Annotated in this window: 17 protein-coding genes; 13 read left to right on the forward strand and 4 right to left on the reverse strand. The window is 77.0% G+C overall.

Going from position 1 to position 14,775, the window contains the following annotated elements; translation table 11 throughout:
* A partial coding sequence (locus ACI8AD_RS18870; protein ID WP_456872062.1) for a DUF222 domain-containing protein occupies positions 1-634 on the reverse strand: 634 nt, incomplete at its 3' end.
* A gap of 279 nt (positions 635-913) precedes the next feature.
* Between ACI8AD_RS18870 and ACI8AD_RS18875 the strand changes: the two genes are divergently transcribed.
* The 6 genes from ACI8AD_RS18875 to ACI8AD_RS18900 are packed head-to-tail and all read left to right on the forward strand — an operon-like array spanning position 914 to position 6,195.
* Positions 914-1,837 carry an aldose epimerase family protein gene (locus ACI8AD_RS18875; protein WP_456872063.1) on the forward strand — a complete coding sequence of 308 codons (924 nt, stop codon included), beginning with the start codon at positions 914-916 and terminating at the stop codon, positions 1,835-1,837.
* A 1-nt stretch (position 1,838) separates the two neighbouring features.
* Positions 1,839-2,543 carry an MOSC domain-containing protein gene (locus ACI8AD_RS18880; RefSeq protein WP_456872064.1) on the forward strand — a complete coding sequence of 235 codons (705 nt, stop codon included), beginning with the start codon at positions 1,839-1,841 and terminating at the stop codon, positions 2,541-2,543.
* A gap of 11 nt (positions 2,544-2,554) precedes the next feature.
* Positions 2,555-2,770, forward strand: coding sequence for an RNA-binding S4 domain-containing protein (locus ACI8AD_RS18885; RefSeq protein WP_456872065.1), 216 nt, complete (start codon positions 2,555-2,557; stop codon positions 2,768-2,770).
* The gene (locus ACI8AD_RS18890; protein ID WP_456872066.1) at positions 2,767-4,209 is read left to right on the forward strand and encodes an RNB domain-containing ribonuclease; all 1,443 of its coding nucleotides are present in this window, start codon (positions 2,767-2,769) and stop codon (positions 4,207-4,209) included. The genes ACI8AD_RS18885 and ACI8AD_RS18890 overlap by 4 nt, the downstream gene beginning before the upstream one ends.
* Positions 4,206-5,408 carry a pyridoxal phosphate-dependent aminotransferase gene (locus ACI8AD_RS18895; RefSeq protein ID WP_456872067.1) on the forward strand — a complete coding sequence of 401 codons (1,203 nt, stop codon included), beginning with the start codon at positions 4,206-4,208 and terminating at the stop codon, positions 5,406-5,408. The genes ACI8AD_RS18890 and ACI8AD_RS18895 overlap by 4 nt, the downstream gene beginning before the upstream one ends.
* Positions 5,409-5,433: 25 nt before the next feature.
* A complete protein-coding gene (locus ACI8AD_RS18900) occupies positions 5,434-6,195 on the forward strand; it encodes a nitrilase-related carbon-nitrogen hydrolase (RefSeq protein WP_456872068.1) in 762 nt (253 codons plus the stop codon).
* 51 nt (positions 6,196-6,246) lie between these two features.
* Here ACI8AD_RS18900 and ACI8AD_RS18905 read toward each other — a convergent pair whose 3' ends face one another.
* A complete protein-coding gene (locus ACI8AD_RS18905; protein ID WP_456872069.1) occupies positions 6,247-7,281 on the reverse strand; it encodes a DUF2382 domain-containing protein in 1,035 nt (344 codons plus the stop codon).
* Between the two features lie 128 nt (positions 7,282-7,409).
* Here ACI8AD_RS18905 and ACI8AD_RS18910 point away from each other — a divergent pair, with 128 nt between their 5' ends.
* The 3 genes from ACI8AD_RS18910 (at position 7,410) to ACI8AD_RS18920 (ending at position 11,260) form a co-directional block, all read left to right on the forward strand.
* A complete protein-coding gene (locus ACI8AD_RS18910; RefSeq protein WP_456872070.1) occupies positions 7,410-9,029 on the forward strand; it encodes a CYTH and CHAD domain-containing protein in 1,620 nt (539 codons plus the stop codon).
* A gap of 172 nt (positions 9,030-9,201) precedes the next feature.
* Entirely contained in the window at positions 9,202-10,455 is a 1,254-nt protein-coding gene (locus ACI8AD_RS18915) for a metallophosphoesterase (protein WP_456872119.1), read from the forward strand.
* A 64-nt stretch (positions 10,456-10,519) separates the two neighbouring features.
* The gene (locus ACI8AD_RS18920) at positions 10,520-11,260 is read left to right on the forward strand and encodes a GntR family transcriptional regulator (RefSeq protein ID WP_456872071.1); all 741 of its coding nucleotides are present in this window, start codon (positions 10,520-10,522) and stop codon (positions 11,258-11,260) included.
* Here the strand turns inward: ACI8AD_RS18920 and ACI8AD_RS18925 are convergent.
* Positions 11,247-12,413: a hypothetical protein gene (locus ACI8AD_RS18925; protein ID WP_456872072.1), complete on the reverse strand. Its 1,167-nt coding sequence runs from the start codon at positions 12,411-12,413 to the stop codon at positions 11,247-11,249. The genes ACI8AD_RS18920 and ACI8AD_RS18925 overlap by 14 nt on opposite strands.
* 117 nt (positions 12,414-12,530) lie before the next feature.
* On the opposite strand from ACI8AD_RS18925, the gene ACI8AD_RS18930 reads away from it, so the two are divergent.
* The 3 genes from ACI8AD_RS18930 to ACI8AD_RS18940 all read left to right on the forward strand — a co-directional run bounded on the left by ACI8AD_RS18930 (position 12,531) and on the right by ACI8AD_RS18940 (position 13,769).
* Positions 12,531-12,941, forward strand: a complete 411-nt coding sequence (locus tag ACI8AD_RS18930) for a MarR family winged helix-turn-helix transcriptional regulator (protein WP_456872073.1) — start codon at positions 12,531-12,533, stop codon at positions 12,939-12,941.
* Positions 12,938-13,399, forward strand: a complete 462-nt coding sequence (locus ACI8AD_RS18935; RefSeq protein WP_456872074.1) for an SRPBCC family protein — start codon at positions 12,938-12,940, stop codon at positions 13,397-13,399. Before ACI8AD_RS18930 ends, ACI8AD_RS18935 begins: the two co-directional genes overlap by 4 nt.
* Before the next feature lie 106 nt (positions 13,400-13,505).
* Entirely contained in the window at positions 13,506-13,769 is a 264-nt protein-coding gene (locus ACI8AD_RS18940) for a GlsB/YeaQ/YmgE family stress response membrane protein (protein ID WP_456872075.1), read from the forward strand.
* Positions 13,770-13,793: 24 nt separating this feature from the next.
* On the opposite strand, the gene ACI8AD_RS18945 is transcribed toward ACI8AD_RS18940, so the two are convergent.
* Positions 13,794-14,432: an MBL fold metallo-hydrolase gene (locus ACI8AD_RS18945; RefSeq protein WP_456872076.1), complete on the reverse strand. Its 639-nt coding sequence runs from the start codon at positions 14,430-14,432 to the stop codon at positions 13,794-13,796.
* On the opposite strand from ACI8AD_RS18945, the gene ACI8AD_RS18950 reads away from it, so the two are divergent.
* A complete protein-coding gene (locus tag ACI8AD_RS18950; RefSeq protein WP_456872077.1) occupies positions 14,422-14,772 on the forward strand; it encodes a hypothetical protein in 351 nt (116 codons plus the stop codon). The genes ACI8AD_RS18945 and ACI8AD_RS18950 overlap by 11 nt on opposite strands.
* Positions 14,773-14,775 lie beyond the last annotated feature (3 nt).

The raw sequence follows: 14,775 nt of genomic DNA on the forward strand, positions 1-14,775 counted from the left end.
CCTGCCGCTGCGCTCTCGTGCGCTCGTCCCCGGCGGGCCGGTCGCGCTGCACGAACGGCTCCAGCGCCGCCTGCACCTTCTCCCCGCCGACGGCGTCCAGGTGCCCGCGGAACGACACGCTGCCGTCACCGTGCTTCGACAGCGTCAGCGACCGGCCCTCGGTCGGGTCGGGCTCGGGACCGTCGGGGTCCAGCGCGTTCTCATAGCTCTTGACCACCGCCACCAGCGCGGCGTGCTCCTGCTCGACGGCCACCCCGGTGAGCACCCCGTCGACCTCGCCCAGATCGACCCCGGCGGCGGCGAACGCCGCCCGCCGCCGCGGAGTGACCAGCCCGGCGGCCTCGGCCACCTGCGCCGCGCTCACCCAGCCGGCCTCGTGCGCCTCGGCGAGCACGGGCAGGTGCTCCAGCGCCCGCCCGTTGCCGACGAGCCGGGACGCCGCCGCCGACGACAACCGACAGTGCCCCCGCAGCCACGAGGCCATCGACCGCTGCCCATCGCGCTCCGGCGCCTGGGCCAGCTCCGCCGCCCGCACCCGCCGGGCCAGGGCGGCGTCGATGCGGTTGCGCTCGGCGATGAGCGCGGCGACGTCGTCCAGGACATCGTCACCGGCCTGCCACTCACCCGAACACATGTACGAATAATACCTGAACACGAGGTGTTCCGCGACACGTATCCCCAGGTCAGAGGCTCATCCACAGATCCGCGATGAGCATTGACGACTCCCCAGGGGTGACGTGGAGCCGCGGTCTCCCCAGCCGGGCGAGCGGCCGCCGAGGCACCTCGCAGAGGCGGGGAGAGGTGCACCACCGTCGCTCGCGTGGAACAGGGCACTCGCTCGGAACAGGGCACGAGCTCTCGACGCGACGGACCTGGTGGGCTGACCCCGTGCTGGTGTGGTGGGCTGCCGGGCATGAGCGTCCCGCCGATGACCGCCTGGCCGACGACGGAGCCGGCGGAGGTGGAGCTGGTCAGCGGGGACGCGCGGCTCGCCGTCGACCTCCGCGGCGGCAACCTGCGCGCGCTGACCGTCGGCGACCGGGACGTCCTCGACGGCTACCCGGCCGGCACCGTGCCCACCGGGCGGCGCGGCGGCGTCCTGCTGCCCTGGCCCAACCGCCTGCGCGACGGGCAGTGGACGTGGGAGGGGCAGCAGCTCCAGCTCGACACCGCCGGCCCCGGCAAGCCGGCCGCGCACGGGCTGGTCAGCTGGCAGCGGTGGGAGGTGCTGGCCCGGCACTCCGACGCGGTGACCGTCGGCACCGTCGTCGAGGCCCGGCCGGGCTACCCGTTCCGGCTCGCCGCCGCCGTCGACACCCACCTGACCGGTGAGCGGCTGGCCGTCACCCTGCGGGTCCGCAACGCCGGCCGGCGCCCCGCCCCCTTCGGCGCCGGCATGCACCCCTACCTGTCGGTCGGCGCCACCGCCGACGGCGGCATCGGCGACGCCGAGCTGACCGTCCCCGCCCGCACCGCCCTCGACCTCGAGGGCGGCCTGCCCACCGGCACCCGCCGGCCCTTCGACGGCGCGGTCGGCCGGATCGGCGACCGGCCCCTCGACGACGCCCTGACCGACCTCGTCCGCGACGACGACGGCTGGGCCCGCGTCACCCTGCGCGGCCCGGCCGGCGCGCTGACCCTCGCCGTCGACGGCGCGTGGCCGTGGCTGCAGGTCTACAGCGGCGACACCCTGCCCCAGGGTCAGCGCCGCCGCAGCCTCGCCGTCGAGCCGATGACCTGCCCGCCGAACGCGCTGGCCGACGGCGTCGACCTCGTCGTCCTCGACCCGGGGGAGACCTGGGCGGGGACGTGGACCCTCGGCTGGACGGCGGCCTGACGTGCGCGTGCTCGAGCTGTGGCGCTACCCGGTCAAGTCCCTGCAGGGGGAGCGGCTCGATGCCGTCGACGTCGGCCCTCAGGGGCTGACCGGCGACCGGCAGTGGGCGCTGTTCGACCGCTCCACCGGCTTCGGCCTCACCGCCCGCCGGGTGCCCGACCTGCTCTTCGCCGCCGGGCGGCTCCGGGACGACGGCGGCGTCGAGGTGGTGCTGCCCGACGGCACGGTCACCACCGACGACGGCGTCCTGTCCGACTGGCTCGGCCGGCCGGTGACCCTGCGCGCCGCCGAGGTCGAGCGCGGGCCGCGGCACTACGAGGCCCCTGACGACGACGAGGACGTGTGGGACGCCTTCGAGGGCGCGTCCGGCGCGTTCCACGACAGCTCCCGCATCCGGGTCTCGCTGGTCTCCACCGGCACCCTGGGCACCTGGGACCGCCGCCGGTTCCGCTCGAACGTGCTCCTCGACGGCGCCGGCGAGGACGCCCTGGTGGGCGGCACGGTACGGCTGGGCACCGCGGTGCTCGACGTCCTCAAGCCGGTCAGCCGCTGCGTCATGGTCACCCGGCCGCAGCCCGGCGGGATCGGCCGCGACACCACCGTGCTCAAGACCATCCACCGCGAGCGCGGCAGCACCCTCGCCGTCGGCGCGCTGGTGCCGGTGCCCGGCCGGGTGGCGGTCGGCGACGAGCTCGTCCCCGCGTGACCATGGGGGACATGCGCACCGTCGAGCTCCGTCCCGGCGAGGACTCCATCCGCCTCGGCCAGCTGCTCAAGCTCGTCGACGCCGTGCCCACCGGCGCCCAGGTGAAGGACGTGCTGGTCACCGGCTCGGTCCGGGTCAACGGCGAGCCCGAGGACCGCCGTGGCCGGCAGGTCCGCCGCGGCGACGTCGTCTCCATCGAGGGCGGCGAGGACGTGCGCGTCGCGTGAGCGCCGCGGCGCGTTCCACGTGGAACCCCGTCGTCCCGCGCTGGCCGGAGGCGGCCGGTCCCGACGTCGACGCCATCCGGGCCGAGTTCGACGTCCCGGAGGAGTTCCCGCCGGCCGCACTGGCCGAGGCCGCCCGGATCGCCGCCGGGCCGCCGCTGCCCGACCTCGACGCCACCGACCTGCCGCTGGTCACCGTCGACCCGCCGGGCAGCCGCGACCTCGACCAGGCCGTGCACCTGGCCCGCGACGGCGGCGGCTACCGCGTCAGCTACGCCATCGCCGACGTCGGATCGGCCGTCCCGCCCGGCAGCGCGCTCGACGCCGAGGCGCGGCGCCGCGGGCAGACCCTGTACGCGCCGGACCGGCGCACGCCGCTGCACCCGGAGGTGCTGAGCGAGGGCGCGGCCAGCCTGCTGCCCGGCGAGGTCCGCGGCGCGGCGCTGTGGACCGTCCGCCTCGACGCCGACGCCGGCGTCCGGTCGGTCGAGCTCCGCCGCGCGCGCGTCCGCAGCCGTGCGCGGCTGGCCTACCCCGACGTCCAGGCGCAGGCCGTCGCCGGCACCCTGCCCGACGCCGTCGCGCTGCTGCCCGAGCTCGGCCGGCTGCTGCAGGAGCAGGCGGCCGACCGCGGCGCCATCGAGCTCGGCTCGCCCGACCAGGAGGTGGTCCGCACCGACGGCGGCGGCTGGACGCTGGTCACCCGCGCGCCGCTGCCGGTCGAGGGCTGGAACGCGCAGGTCTCGCTGCTCACCGGCCGGGTGGCCGCGCGGCTCATGCTCGACGGTGGCGTCGGCCTGCTGCGCACCCTCCCGCGGGCCCGCACCGAGGACGTCGCCCGGCTGCGCCGCCTGGCGCCCCTGCTCGGCGTCGGCTGGCCCGCGGGCACGGCACCGGGCCAGGTGCTGGCCGGGCTCGACCTGACCGACCCGCGGCACCTGGCCTTCCTCGAGGAGGCCGCCGCCCTGCTGCGCGGCGCCGCCTACACCCCCGTCGACGGCGACCCGCCGGAGGACCCCGGCCACGCCGGCGTGGGCGCCCCGTACGCCCACGTCACCGCGCCGCTGCGGCGGCTGGTCGACCGGTTCGGCACCGAGGTGTGCCTGGCGCTGGCCGCGGGCCGGGAGCCCGACCCCGCGGTGCGCGCCGCGCTGCCGGAGCTGCCGGCGCTCATGGCCGCCTCCGACCGGCGCACCCGCGCGGTGGAGCGGGCGGTCGTCGACGCCACGGAGGCCTGGCTGCTCGCCGGCCGCGAGGGAGAGGAGTTCGAGGCGGTGGTGGTGGACGCCGACGGCGGGCGCGGCACCGTCGTCCTCGACGAGCCGGCCGTGCGGGCGCGCTGCGCCGGCACCGGCCTGGAGCCCGGCTCGCGGGTGCGGGTGCGGCTGGAGGAGGCCGACGTCGCCCGGCGGTCGGTGCGCTTCGCGGCGGTGGACGCGTGACCGGCACCCGCGCGCCGTACCTCGCCGACCGGCTGCAGGGCTTCGGGACGACGGTGTTCGCCGAGATGAGCGCGCTGGCGACGGCGACCGGGTCGATCAACCTCGGCCAGGGCTTCCCCGACACCCCCGGGCCGGCCGAGGTCCTCGACGTCGCCCGCGCGGCCATCGGCACCGCGCACGACCAGTACCCGCCCGGCCCCGGCACTCCGGAGCTGCGCGCCGCGATCGCCGCGCACGTGGAGCGCTTCCGCGGCCTGGCCTACGACCCCGACACCGAGGTGCTGGTCACCGCCGGAGCCACCGAGGCGCTCACCGCGGCGATGCTGGCGCTGGTCGAGCCCGGCGACGAGGTGGTGCTGTTCGAGCCCGTCTACGACAGCTACGCCGCCGCGGTCGCGATGGCCGGCGGCGTGCTGCGCCCGGTGCCGCTCACCCCGCCGCCCGCCGACACCGACGGCGCCGTCTGGACGTTCGACCCCGCCGACCTGCGCGCCGCCGTCACCGACCGCACGCGACTGCTGCTGCTCAACACCCCGCACAACCCGACCGGGAAGGTGTTCGGCCGCGCCGAGCTCGACGCGGTCGCCGAGGTCGTGCTGGGCGCCGGCGTGCTGCTGGTCACCGACGAGGTCTACGAGCACCTGGTCTTCGCCGGCGCGGAGCACCTCTCCCCGGCCACGCTGCCCGGCCTGCGCGAGCGCACGCTGGTGGTGAGCAGCGGGGGCAAGACGTTCAGCACCACCGGCTGGAAGGTCGGCTGGACGTGCGGCCCGGCGCCGCTGGTGGCCGCCGTCCGCACCGCCAAGCAGTTCCTCACCTACGTCAACGCCGGGCCGTTCCAGCCGGCGATCGCCGCCGGCCTCGGTCTCCCCGACGCCTGGTTCACCGGCATCGCCGCCGACCTCGAGCGCCGCCGCGACGTGCTGGTGGCCGGCCTGCGCGACGCGGGGCTGCCCACCATCGCCCCGGAGGCGACCTACTTCGCGACGGTCGACGTCCGCGGGATCGCCCCCGACGGCGACGGGCTGGCGTTCTGCCGCGCGCTGCCCGAGCGGGCCGGGGTGGTCGCCGTCCCCGCCGGGGTGTTCTGGACCGCGGAGCACGCCGACCTGGGCCGGCACCTGGTCCGGTTCGCCTTCTGCAAGCGCGACGAGGTGCTCACCGAGGCCGTCGCCCGGCTGGGCAGGATGTCCCCATGAGGTCCGTCCGGGAGAGGGTCCGCAGATGAGGTTCGGCGTGGTCCAGCACGACATCGTCTGGGAGGACCGGGACGCCAACTACGCCCGGCTCGCGCCGCAGGTGGCCCGCGCGGCCGCCGCCGGCGCGGAGTTCGTCCTGCTCAGCGAGACGTTCTCCACCGGCTTCTCCATGACACCCGGCATCGGCGAGCCCGAGGACGGCCCCTCGGCGCAGTTCCTGCGCGCGCAGGCCGCCGAGCACGGCGTGTGGGTGGCCGGCAGCTGCCCGGAGGTCGCACCCGGCTCCGGCCTGCCGTTCAACTCCCTCGTCCTGGCCGGGCCCGACGGCACGACCCACCGCTACCGGAAGCTGCACCCGTTCACCCACGGCGGCGAGGCCGAGCGGTTCCGCGCCGGCGAGGCGCCGGTCACGGTGAGCATCGGCGGCCTGCGGATCACGCCGTTCGTCTGCTACGACCTGCGCTTCGCGAACGTCTTCTGGGCGGCCGCCGAGGACACCGACGTCTACCTGGTGACGGCGAACTGGCCGGCTCCCCGCCGGCACCACTGGACGACGCTGCTGCGGGCCCGCGCCATCGAGAACCAGGCCTACGTGGTCGCCTGCAACCGCGTGGGCACCGGGGGCGACGGCCTGGAGCACGCCGGCGACAGCCAGGTGGTCAGCCCGATGGGGGAGCTGCTGGCCAGCGCCGCGGGCGGCGAGACGCTCGTGCTCGCCGACGTCGACGCCGCCGAGGTGACCGCGACCCGGAAGCGCTTCGCCTTCCTCGCCGACCGCCGTCCCTGAGGCGGCGGCCGGCGGGACCGGTCAGCGCACCGGCGGCGACGCCTGGGGGTACTACTGAGTCGGGTACTCCTGCGGGGACGCTGCCTGTGGGGAGGTCGGCCGCGGTGAGCCGGACTGGTCGACGACGATCTGCTCGCGCTGCACCTGGTCGGTGATCCGCTCCTGGCCCTGGACGAGCTCGGTGCGCAGCCGCACCCGCTCGACCGGCACGACCTCGACGTTGACCACCGGGCGCTCGGCGTGCAGCACGATCTCCTCGGGCACGCCGCCGGCCACCCCACCTGCCGCCGCGCCCGTCATCGCGCCCGCCGTCCCGCCGGGGACCCCGCCGGCCGCACCGGCCGGGAGCAGCGACTCGCCGGGGCCGGGGTCGGGCGCGTCGAGGGGCACCTCCTCGACGCGGATCTCCTCGCGCCGGATCGGGACGGTCACCTGCACCTCCTCGGTGACCACGTACTTGACCACCCGGACGCGGGTGGCGGCGACCTGCTGGGTACCCACCCGCAGCTGCTCCTCGCTGCGGGTCATCGCGCCGTCGGTCATCCCGTGCTGCGGGGTGTGCTCGGCGGCCGGCGGCGGCGCGGCCTGCTCGGTGGCGGTGCGGACGTCGGTCGCCGGCGGCGGCACCGGCCGGGTGCCGGGGTCGGTCACGGCCGTGCCGGCGGGCGCCGTCCCCGGGCCGGCGGGGGTCCCGGCGGCGAGCCGGTCCTGGGGAACGGGCGGGACCGGGCCGCCGGCCGCGGTCGGCGCGTCCGTGCCGGTGCCCGCAGCGGGAGCCGTGCCGAGGCCGTAGTGCCGGCGCAGCTCGGCCTCCTCCTCCGGGCTCAGGTGGTCCCCGCCGATGGCCGGGGCGTGCTTGACGGCGTCCTTGCCAACCGGCACCTGCAGCACGCCGTCGGTGAAGGTGGCCTCGGTCGCCGGGACGATGGAGTGGCGCGTGCCGAACAGGCCGGTGCTGACGGCGACCCAGGTCGGTGCACCCGTGCGGTCGTCGACGAAGAAGCTCTCGACGGTGCCGATCTTCTCGCCGTCCGGCCCGTGTGCCGTGCTCCCGATCGCCGCGGACAGGTCTCGCTCGCTCAACACGGTGCTCGCCTCCTCCGGATCGCCTGCTCTGGCGGTCCACCGGCGAGGGCATGCCCGGTCCGGAGTGCCGCGACACCCTGCTCACGCCTACGGTCGACACGGGAGCAGACCCGGCGGAGGAGGACGACGTGGGCGGCGTGCAACTCGAGGTCGAGCGCAAGTTCGAGGCCAGGCCGGACGCCGTCCTGCCCGACCTGGCCGGGGTCGGCGGCGTCGTCACCGCCGAGGACGCGGGGACGCAGGAGCTCGACGCGACCTACTTCGACACCGCGGACCTGCGGCTGGCCCGCGCGCGGATCACCCTGCGCCGGCGCACCGGCGGCACCGACGCCGGCTGGCACCTCAAGCTGCCCACCGCCGTCGCGGGCTCGCGCCGCGAGGTGCACGCCCCGCTCGGGGTGCGGCGCACGGTCGTGCCCAAGGCGGTCACCGAGCCGGTCACCGCCGTCCTGCGCGGGGTCCGCCCCGAGCCGGTCGCCACCCTGCAGACGACGCGGCTGGTGACCGACCTGCGCGACGGCGAGGGCCGGCTGCTGGCCCAGGTCGCCGCCGACACCGTCACCGGCACCGCGCTGGCGCCGGACCCGGCCTCCCCGGCCGAGGTCACCACGTGGCGCGAGCTGGAGGTGGAGCTCGTCGACGGCGACGAGGCGCTGCTCGACGCCGTCACCGAGGCCCTGGCCGCGGCCGGCATCCGGCCCTCGGACTCGCCGTCCAAGCTCTCCCGGGTCCTCGCCGGCCGGCTCGCCGCGCTGGCCCCGGCCCCGCCCGTCCCCGCCGCAGCCCCGGCGCCCGAGCCCGCCAAGGGCCGGAAGAAGAAGGGGCGCAAGCGGGACGACGGCGGCTCCGGCCCGACCGCGGCCGACGTCGTCCTGGGGGCCCTGCGCGCCCAGGTCCAGGCGCTGCAGGTCGCCGACATCGGCGTGCGGACCGGCGACCCCGAGGGCGTCCACGACCTGCGGGTGGCCTGCCGGCGGCTGCGCAGCATCCTCGCCGCCTTCCGGCCCGTCCTCGACCGCACCGCCACCGACCCCGTCCGCGACGAGCTGCGGTGGATCGGCGCCGCGCTCTCCGGTGCCCGCGACGGCGAGGTGGCCCTCGAGCACCTGCGCGCGGTCGTGGCCACCCAGCCGGTCGAGCTGGTCCGCGGGCCGGTGTCCGCGCGGCTGCGCACCACCGAGGTGGCCGACGTCGAGCGGGGGCGCAAGGCGGCCGTCCGGGCGCTGTCGGACAAGCGTCACCTGGCCCTGCTGGACTCCCTGGACGCGCTGCTGGCCGACCCGCCGCTGGCCGCGGCCGCCGGCGAGCCGGCGCGGGCGGTGCTCACCGACGCGGTCCGGCGCACCGGCAAGCGGCTGGCCGCCCGCATCGACGAGGCACGCACCCGCGGCGCCCAGGAGGAGGTCCACGACCAGGACGCGGACCACGCCCTGCACGAGGCGCGCAAGGCGGCCAAGCGGGTCCGCTACACCGCCGAGGTCGCCACACCGGTGCTCGGCGCGCCCGCCGAGGCGCTGGTCACCTGCATGAAGCAGGTCCAGGACGTGCTCGGCGAGGCGCAGGACACCGTGGTCACCCGCCAGTGGTGCACCCGGCTGGCCACCGCGGCCTCCGGCGCGGGGGAGGACACCTTCACCTACGGCCGGCTGCACGCCCTCGAGGAGGTCCGCGCCGAACGGGCCGACCGCGCGTTCTGGGCGCTGGAGCCGAACCTGCGCACCGCCGTCAAGGCCGCTGCCAAGGCCTGATCGGGGCCTGATCAGGGCCTGACCGGGGCCTGACGGCGCGCCGGGCGGGAACAGGGGGACCGGCCCGCGCGTCTCCCCTGCCGGGCACGTGCCGCCCGCCGTCCGTCCGAAGCGAGGTCCTCCGCTGTCCCTGATCGCCCTGCTCGGGTTCGGCACGGTCGTCCTCGTGGCGATGCTCCTGCTGCACGCCTACCTGTGGTGGCGGCTGGTCCGCGCCACCACCGTGCCCGGGCGGCTGCGCCGGCGGCTGACGCTGCTCACCGCCGTCCTCGCGCTGCTCCCGGCCGGCGCCGTGCTGCTGCGGCGCGCGCTGCCGTTCGAGGCCGAGGTGGTCCTGGCCTGGGCCGGCTACAGCTGGCTGGGCATCGCCTTCTACCTGTTCCTCGCCCTGCTGGCCCTCGAGCCGGTGCGGCTGCTGCTGCGGCTGCGCGACCGCCGGCGCGCGCCCGCCGCCGCCCCGGACCCGGTGCCGGACCGAGTCCCGGCCGGCGCCGCGGCCGCGGCTGCCGAGCCGGGTCGGCCCCGTCCAGAGGCTCGCCGCGAGCCTGCGAGCGCTGAGGAGGAGGACGGGGTCCTTCTGCCGAGCCGGCGGCTGTTCCTCGCCCGCGGCCTCGCCGTCACGGCCGGCGCGGTGGCGCTCGGCACGGCCGGCACCGGCGCCTACCTCGCCAACTCCGCGCCCGTCGTGCGCCGGGTGCCGGTCACCCTGCCGCGGCTGGACCCGGCGCTGGACGGGCTGCGCATCGTCACCTTCTCCGACGGGCACCTGTCGGCGACCTACGGCGGCCGGCGCTTCGAGCGGGTGGTCGAGACCGTCAACGCCCAGCGCCCCGACGTCGTGGCCATCGTCGGCGACCTCGTCGACGGCGAGGTCGACGAGCTGCGCGGGGAGGCCGCGCCGCTGGCCGACCTGGTCAGCGAGCAGGGCGTCTTCTTCGTCACCGGCAACCACGAGTACTTCGTCGACACCGAGGCGTGGCTGCGGCACCTGCCCACCCTGGGCATCGACGTGCTGCGCAACGAGCGGGTGGCGATCCGCCGGGGCGGGGCGAGCCTCGACCTGGCCGGGATCGACGACCGCACGGCGGCGTCCTCGGGTCTGCCCGGCCACGGCGCCGACGTCGACGCCGCGCTCGACGGCCGCGACGACGCCGTCCCCGTCGTCCTGCTCGCCCACCAGCCGGTGCAGGTGGAGCAGGCCCGGGCCGCCGGGGTCGACCTGCAGCTGTCCGGTCACACGCACGGCGGTCAGCTGTGGCCCTTCGACTACGCCATCCGGCTCGACCAGCCCGCCGTCGAGGGGCTGTCGCGCCACGGCGACACCCAGCTCTACGTGACCGCCGGAGCGGGCAACTGGGGTCCGCAGATGCGGGTCGGCGCGCGGCCGGAGGTCACCGTGATCGAGCTGCGCGCCCCGGGAGGGTGAACGGGAGAGACGTCTCATACGACATGACGTCCGCAGACGTCTTCCCCCGCCTACGCTGGCGGGCGTGACGGCAGCGACGGCGGGACCGAAGTACCTCTCGGTCCGGGAGCACCTGCGGCGCCGGGTGGCGGCGCTGCCCGAGGGGGCGCTGCTTCCCCCGGAGCCGGTGCTGTGCGCCGAGTACGGGGTCAGCCGGATCACCCTGCGCCGCGCCGTGGACGGGCTGGTCACCGACGGGCACCTGGTGCGCGAGCAGGGCCGCGGCACCTACGTCACCCGGCCGGCCATCCGGCACGAGTACCGCGAGAGCTTCGTGCACCGCATCGCCGGGTGGAGCTCGGTGATGGCCGAGCAGGGCGCGCAGGTGGGCACCACGGTGCTCCGGCAGCGGGTGGTCCCGGCGCCGCCGCCGGTCGCCGCCGAGCTCGCCCTCGACGTCGCCCAGGACGTCGTCGAGCTCGAGCGGCTGCGCAGCGTCGACGGCGCGCCCAACCACGTGGCGCACAGCTTCCTGCCCGCCGACCGCTACCCCGAGGCCGCCGTCGAGGACTTCAGCGAGGGCTCGCTCTACGAGTTCCTGCGCCGCGAGTACGGCGCCGACCTCGCCCACGCGCGGATCGTCGTCGACGTCGGGACCGCCGCCCCGGACGAGGCCGAGCTGCTGCAGGTCGCCGCCGGCTCCCCGCTGCTCGTCGTCCGCACCACCGTGCGCGACAGCGACGGGCACCCGCTGGTGCACAGCTTCTCCCGGCTGCGCCCCGACGTGAGCCAGGTCGAGTTCGAGGTCTCGGTCACCGGCCGCTGAGCGCGGTCAGGCGGGGCTCGAGGTCGAGGACCATCCGGACGAAGCCGGCGCGCCGGGCGGCGTAGCCGAGCAGCTCGTCGGTGACCGGCTCGAACAGCACGTGCAGCGGCATGCCGGTGCAGGGGTACCGCAGCAGCGCCGCCAGCAGCACCCCGGTCTCCACCTCCTCGGCGGGGACCTCGACCCCCTCGGCGGCCAGGCCCCGCACGTGGGCGGCGACGGCCGGCCCGAGCAGGCCCGGCACCTCCTCGGCCGGCGCGTCCCCACACTCCGCCCGGCCGAACAGCAGCGGCACGAGGTCGAAACCGGCCGGTGCCGGCCCGGCCATCGCCCAGTCGACGAGCACGAACGTGTCCGGCGCGGCCGCGGGGCGCAGCAGGTTCATCGGGGTCGCGTCCCCGTGGCTCGGCAGCACCGGCAGGGGCGCCAGCCGGGCGTGCAGGCCGGTCACGCGGGTGGTCAGCGCGCAGACCTCCGCGCGCAGGGCCGCGACCTCGGGCACCTGCATGACCGGCGCGGCCCAGGTGCCGTCGTCGAGCAGCCAGGGGACCGCCCAGCTGCCGAGCTGCTCGTCGCGGTAGACGGTGAGGAAGTCCCCTCCCGGCATGGCCGGCCACGGGCGTCCCCGGCGGCGGGCGGCCAGCCGGCCGAGCGCCTCCGCGGCGCGCACGGTGTCCTCCGCCGTCCACGGGGCGTCGACGGGGTCGGCGTCCTCGAACCACAGCGTCAGCCGGTCACCGGGCTGCTCGTGCACCGCGACCACGGTCGGGGGCCGCAGGCCCGGCGGCGCGCACTCGGCCAGGCCGGCGGCGAGGACGTCGGCCTCCATCCGCCACGGGATGGTCGCGTCGAGGTGCGCCCGCGCGTCGTCGGGCATCTGCGGCGGCAGGCCGTACCGGGCCGACTGCAGCTCCTTGGCCACCAGGCGCAGCTCGACCGGCCGCCCCGCCCCGTCGCGGCCCTCGACCCGCACCCGCGCGAGGCCGCGGGTCGTGGGGGCGCTGATGTCGTGCGGGAGGGGCCGGCAGGTGACCGCGTCCACCTCGAGCCCGGGGTCGGCGGTCCAGCGGCGCAGGCCGGGCAGCAGGTCGGCGATGACGGCCCCGCCGGGCAGCTCGCCTCCCGTCGTCGCGCTCCGGGGGGAGGTCGTCATCGCGGGCTCCGTGGGAGAATGGTCAAGCCGCTTGTCTGACGAGGGTGATGGTGAAGCAGCTTGTCCGATCCCGTCAACGGGTTTCCGCCCCTCGTCACCGCCCTGCTGGAGGCGGCGATGAGCCGGGTCCGCGACGAGCTCTACGCGCTCAGCGAGGAGCGCTTCCCCGGGCTGCGGATGCGTCACTACCGGCTGCTGGCCCTGCTGCCGCCCGAGGGCGAGCGGCTGAGCCGGATGACCGTCGACAGCGGGCTGACCAAGCAGGCGCTGGCCCAGGCCCTGGCGCCCCTGGAGGCCGGCGGCTACGTCGAGGTCGTGCCCGACCCCGGTGACCGGCGGGCGCGGCTGGTCCGGCTGACCGACCGCGGCCGGGCGGTGGACGACGCCGCCCGCGACCGGCTCGCGGCGGTGGAGCGGGACTGGGCGGGGCGGGTCGGGGCCGAGCGCTACGCCGTCGCCCGCGGCGTGCTGGCCGACCTCGCGTCCCGGCCAGGCGTCCGCGGCCGCCCGGTTACCGTCGAGGGGTGACCACGGCGAGCGGGACCCGGGAGGTGGCGGCCCCGCGCAGCAGGGTGTGGCGGGCGCTGGCCGTGCTGGAGCCCTACTGCGCGGTGTGCGACGTCTCCTACGTGGTGGACGGCGACCGTGCCGGGGAGGGCGCGCGGTTCGTCTGCGTGCCGGGCCGGCTCGCCGACGGCGCGACCCCCCGCTCGGGCGCCCCGCGCGGGGAGATCGTCGAGTGGGAGCCCGAGCGCCTGGTCACCACCCGGCTGGAGCTCACCCCCGAGACCTGGACGACGCGCATCGAGCTCGCCGACGCCGGCCCCGGCGCCACCCGGGTCACCATCACGCTCACCCACGAGCCGCGCCGCGTGCGGCTGGCCGACCGGTTCACCCGCTCGGCGCTCCAGCGCATGGTGCGCGACACCGTCGACGGCGAGCTGGACAAGCTGCCGGCACACGTCGAGCAGGTCCCCGCCGGCTGACCTCCCCCGTGAGGGTGGACACGCGTCGGCCGAGCGCACGGGGGTAGAGGGAGCGACAGGAGCGCCCGGCGACCGGCCGGGCGCCGCGTCCCACGGAGGTCCCACCGTGATCGGTTTCCTCGTCGCCGGGCTCGTCATCGGCGCCCTCGCCCGCCTCATCGTCCCGGGCAAGCAGCACCTCGGCATCCTCGCCACGCTCGCCCTGGGCCTGGTCGGCTCGCTCATCGGCGGGCTGATCGCGCAGTTCTTCGGCACCGGGAGCATCTGGGAGCTCAACGTCCTCGGCTTCGTGTGCGCCGTCATCGCGGCGGTGCTGCTGATCGGCGTCGCCGAGAGCATCGCCGGGCGCAACCGCCGCGCCGTCCGCTGACCGGCCGCCGGGGGAGCGGCCGGGCTACAGGTCCACCGACTCCCCCGGCGTCAGCCGGGCGTAGGGGGTGGGGGTCCCCGGCCCCCGCTCCCCGAGCAGCCCGCCCACCAGGCCCAGCCCGGTGTCGTTGAGCAGGCCGTCGTGCACCGCGTAGGCCTGGTCGGCGCCGACCGCCCGCACGTAGTCGATCACCTCGGCCGTCTTCGACCAGGGTGCGTGCACCGGCAGCAGCAGCGTGGCCACCGGCGCCCCCGGCACGGTGAAGGCGTCGCCGGGGTGGAACACCCGCCCCTCCACCAGGAAGCCGACGTTGCGCACCCGGGGCAGCTCGGGGTGCACCACCGCGTGCCACTCCCCGTGCACCGTCACGTCGAAGCCCGCGACCGTGAGCGCGTCGCCGTCGCCGACGGTGTGCACCCGGCCGCCCAGCCCCTCGAGCTGCCCGGCGACCGACGGGTTGGTCCACACCTCCAGCGCCGGGTCGGCGTCCAGGGCCGCGCGCAGCCGGTCGCCGGCGAAGTGGTCGGGGTGCTCGTGGGTCACCAGCACCGCCGTCGCCCCCTCCAGCGCCGCGGGCTCGGTCCACGCCCCGGGGTCGACGACCAGCCGCCGGTCGCCGTCGCTGACCACCACGCAGGCGTGACCGTGCTTCGTGAGCTCCATGGGGGGCATCCTGCCGCCGGCCCGCCCGGCCTGCCGCCTCACCCGGAGGGAGGAGCCGGGAGCGGCCCGGCTGGCGCCGCGGCGCCGTGCTGCCGACCTCCCCGGCATGGCCCCCACCGCCTTCGCCGCCACCGCCTTCGCCGCCGCCCGCAGCCGGGCGCACGGCCCCACGAACGCCCTGTGGCACGCCGTCGAGCTGCACCGGCCCGCGGGGGAGGTCGACGGCGCCTGCGAGCTGACGCTGTGCGGCACGCTCGCGCGGGTCGCCGTCGACGAGCCGTGGCCGTCGTCGTCGCGCGACGTCTGCCGCGCCTGCGCCACCCTCGCCGGCGTCCGCTGATCC

The sequence above is a fragment of the Geodermatophilus sp. SYSU D00766 genome, assembly GCF_054049915.1.

Bases quoted from the DNA above. Each gene is read 5' to 3' on its own strand.
- ACI8AD_RS18875 (WP_456872063.1), top strand. From the start codon at position 914: ATGAGCGTCCCGCCGATGACCGCCTGGCCGACGACGGAGCCGGCGGAG.
- ACI8AD_RS18885 (WP_456872065.1), top strand. From the start codon at position 2,555: ATGCGCACCGTCGAGCTCCGTCCCGGCGAGGACTCCATCCGCCTCGGC.
- ACI8AD_RS18900 (WP_456872068.1), top strand. From the start codon at position 5,434: ATGAGGTTCGGCGTGGTCCAGCACGACATCGTCTGGGAGGACCGGGAC.
- ACI8AD_RS18915 (WP_456872119.1), top strand. From the start codon at position 9,202: ATGCTCCTGCTGCACGCCTACCTGTGGTGGCGGCTGGTCCGCGCCACC.
- ACI8AD_RS18925 (WP_456872072.1), bottom strand. From the start codon at position 12,413: ATGACGACCTCCCCCCGGAGCGCGACGACGGGAGGCGAGCTGCCCGGC.
- ACI8AD_RS18930 (WP_456872073.1), top strand. From the start codon at position 12,531: ATGAGCCGGGTCCGCGACGAGCTCTACGCGCTCAGCGAGGAGCGCTTC.
- ACI8AD_RS18945 (WP_456872076.1), bottom strand. From the start codon at position 14,432: ATGGAGCTCACGAAGCACGGTCACGCCTGCGTGGTGGTCAGCGACGGC.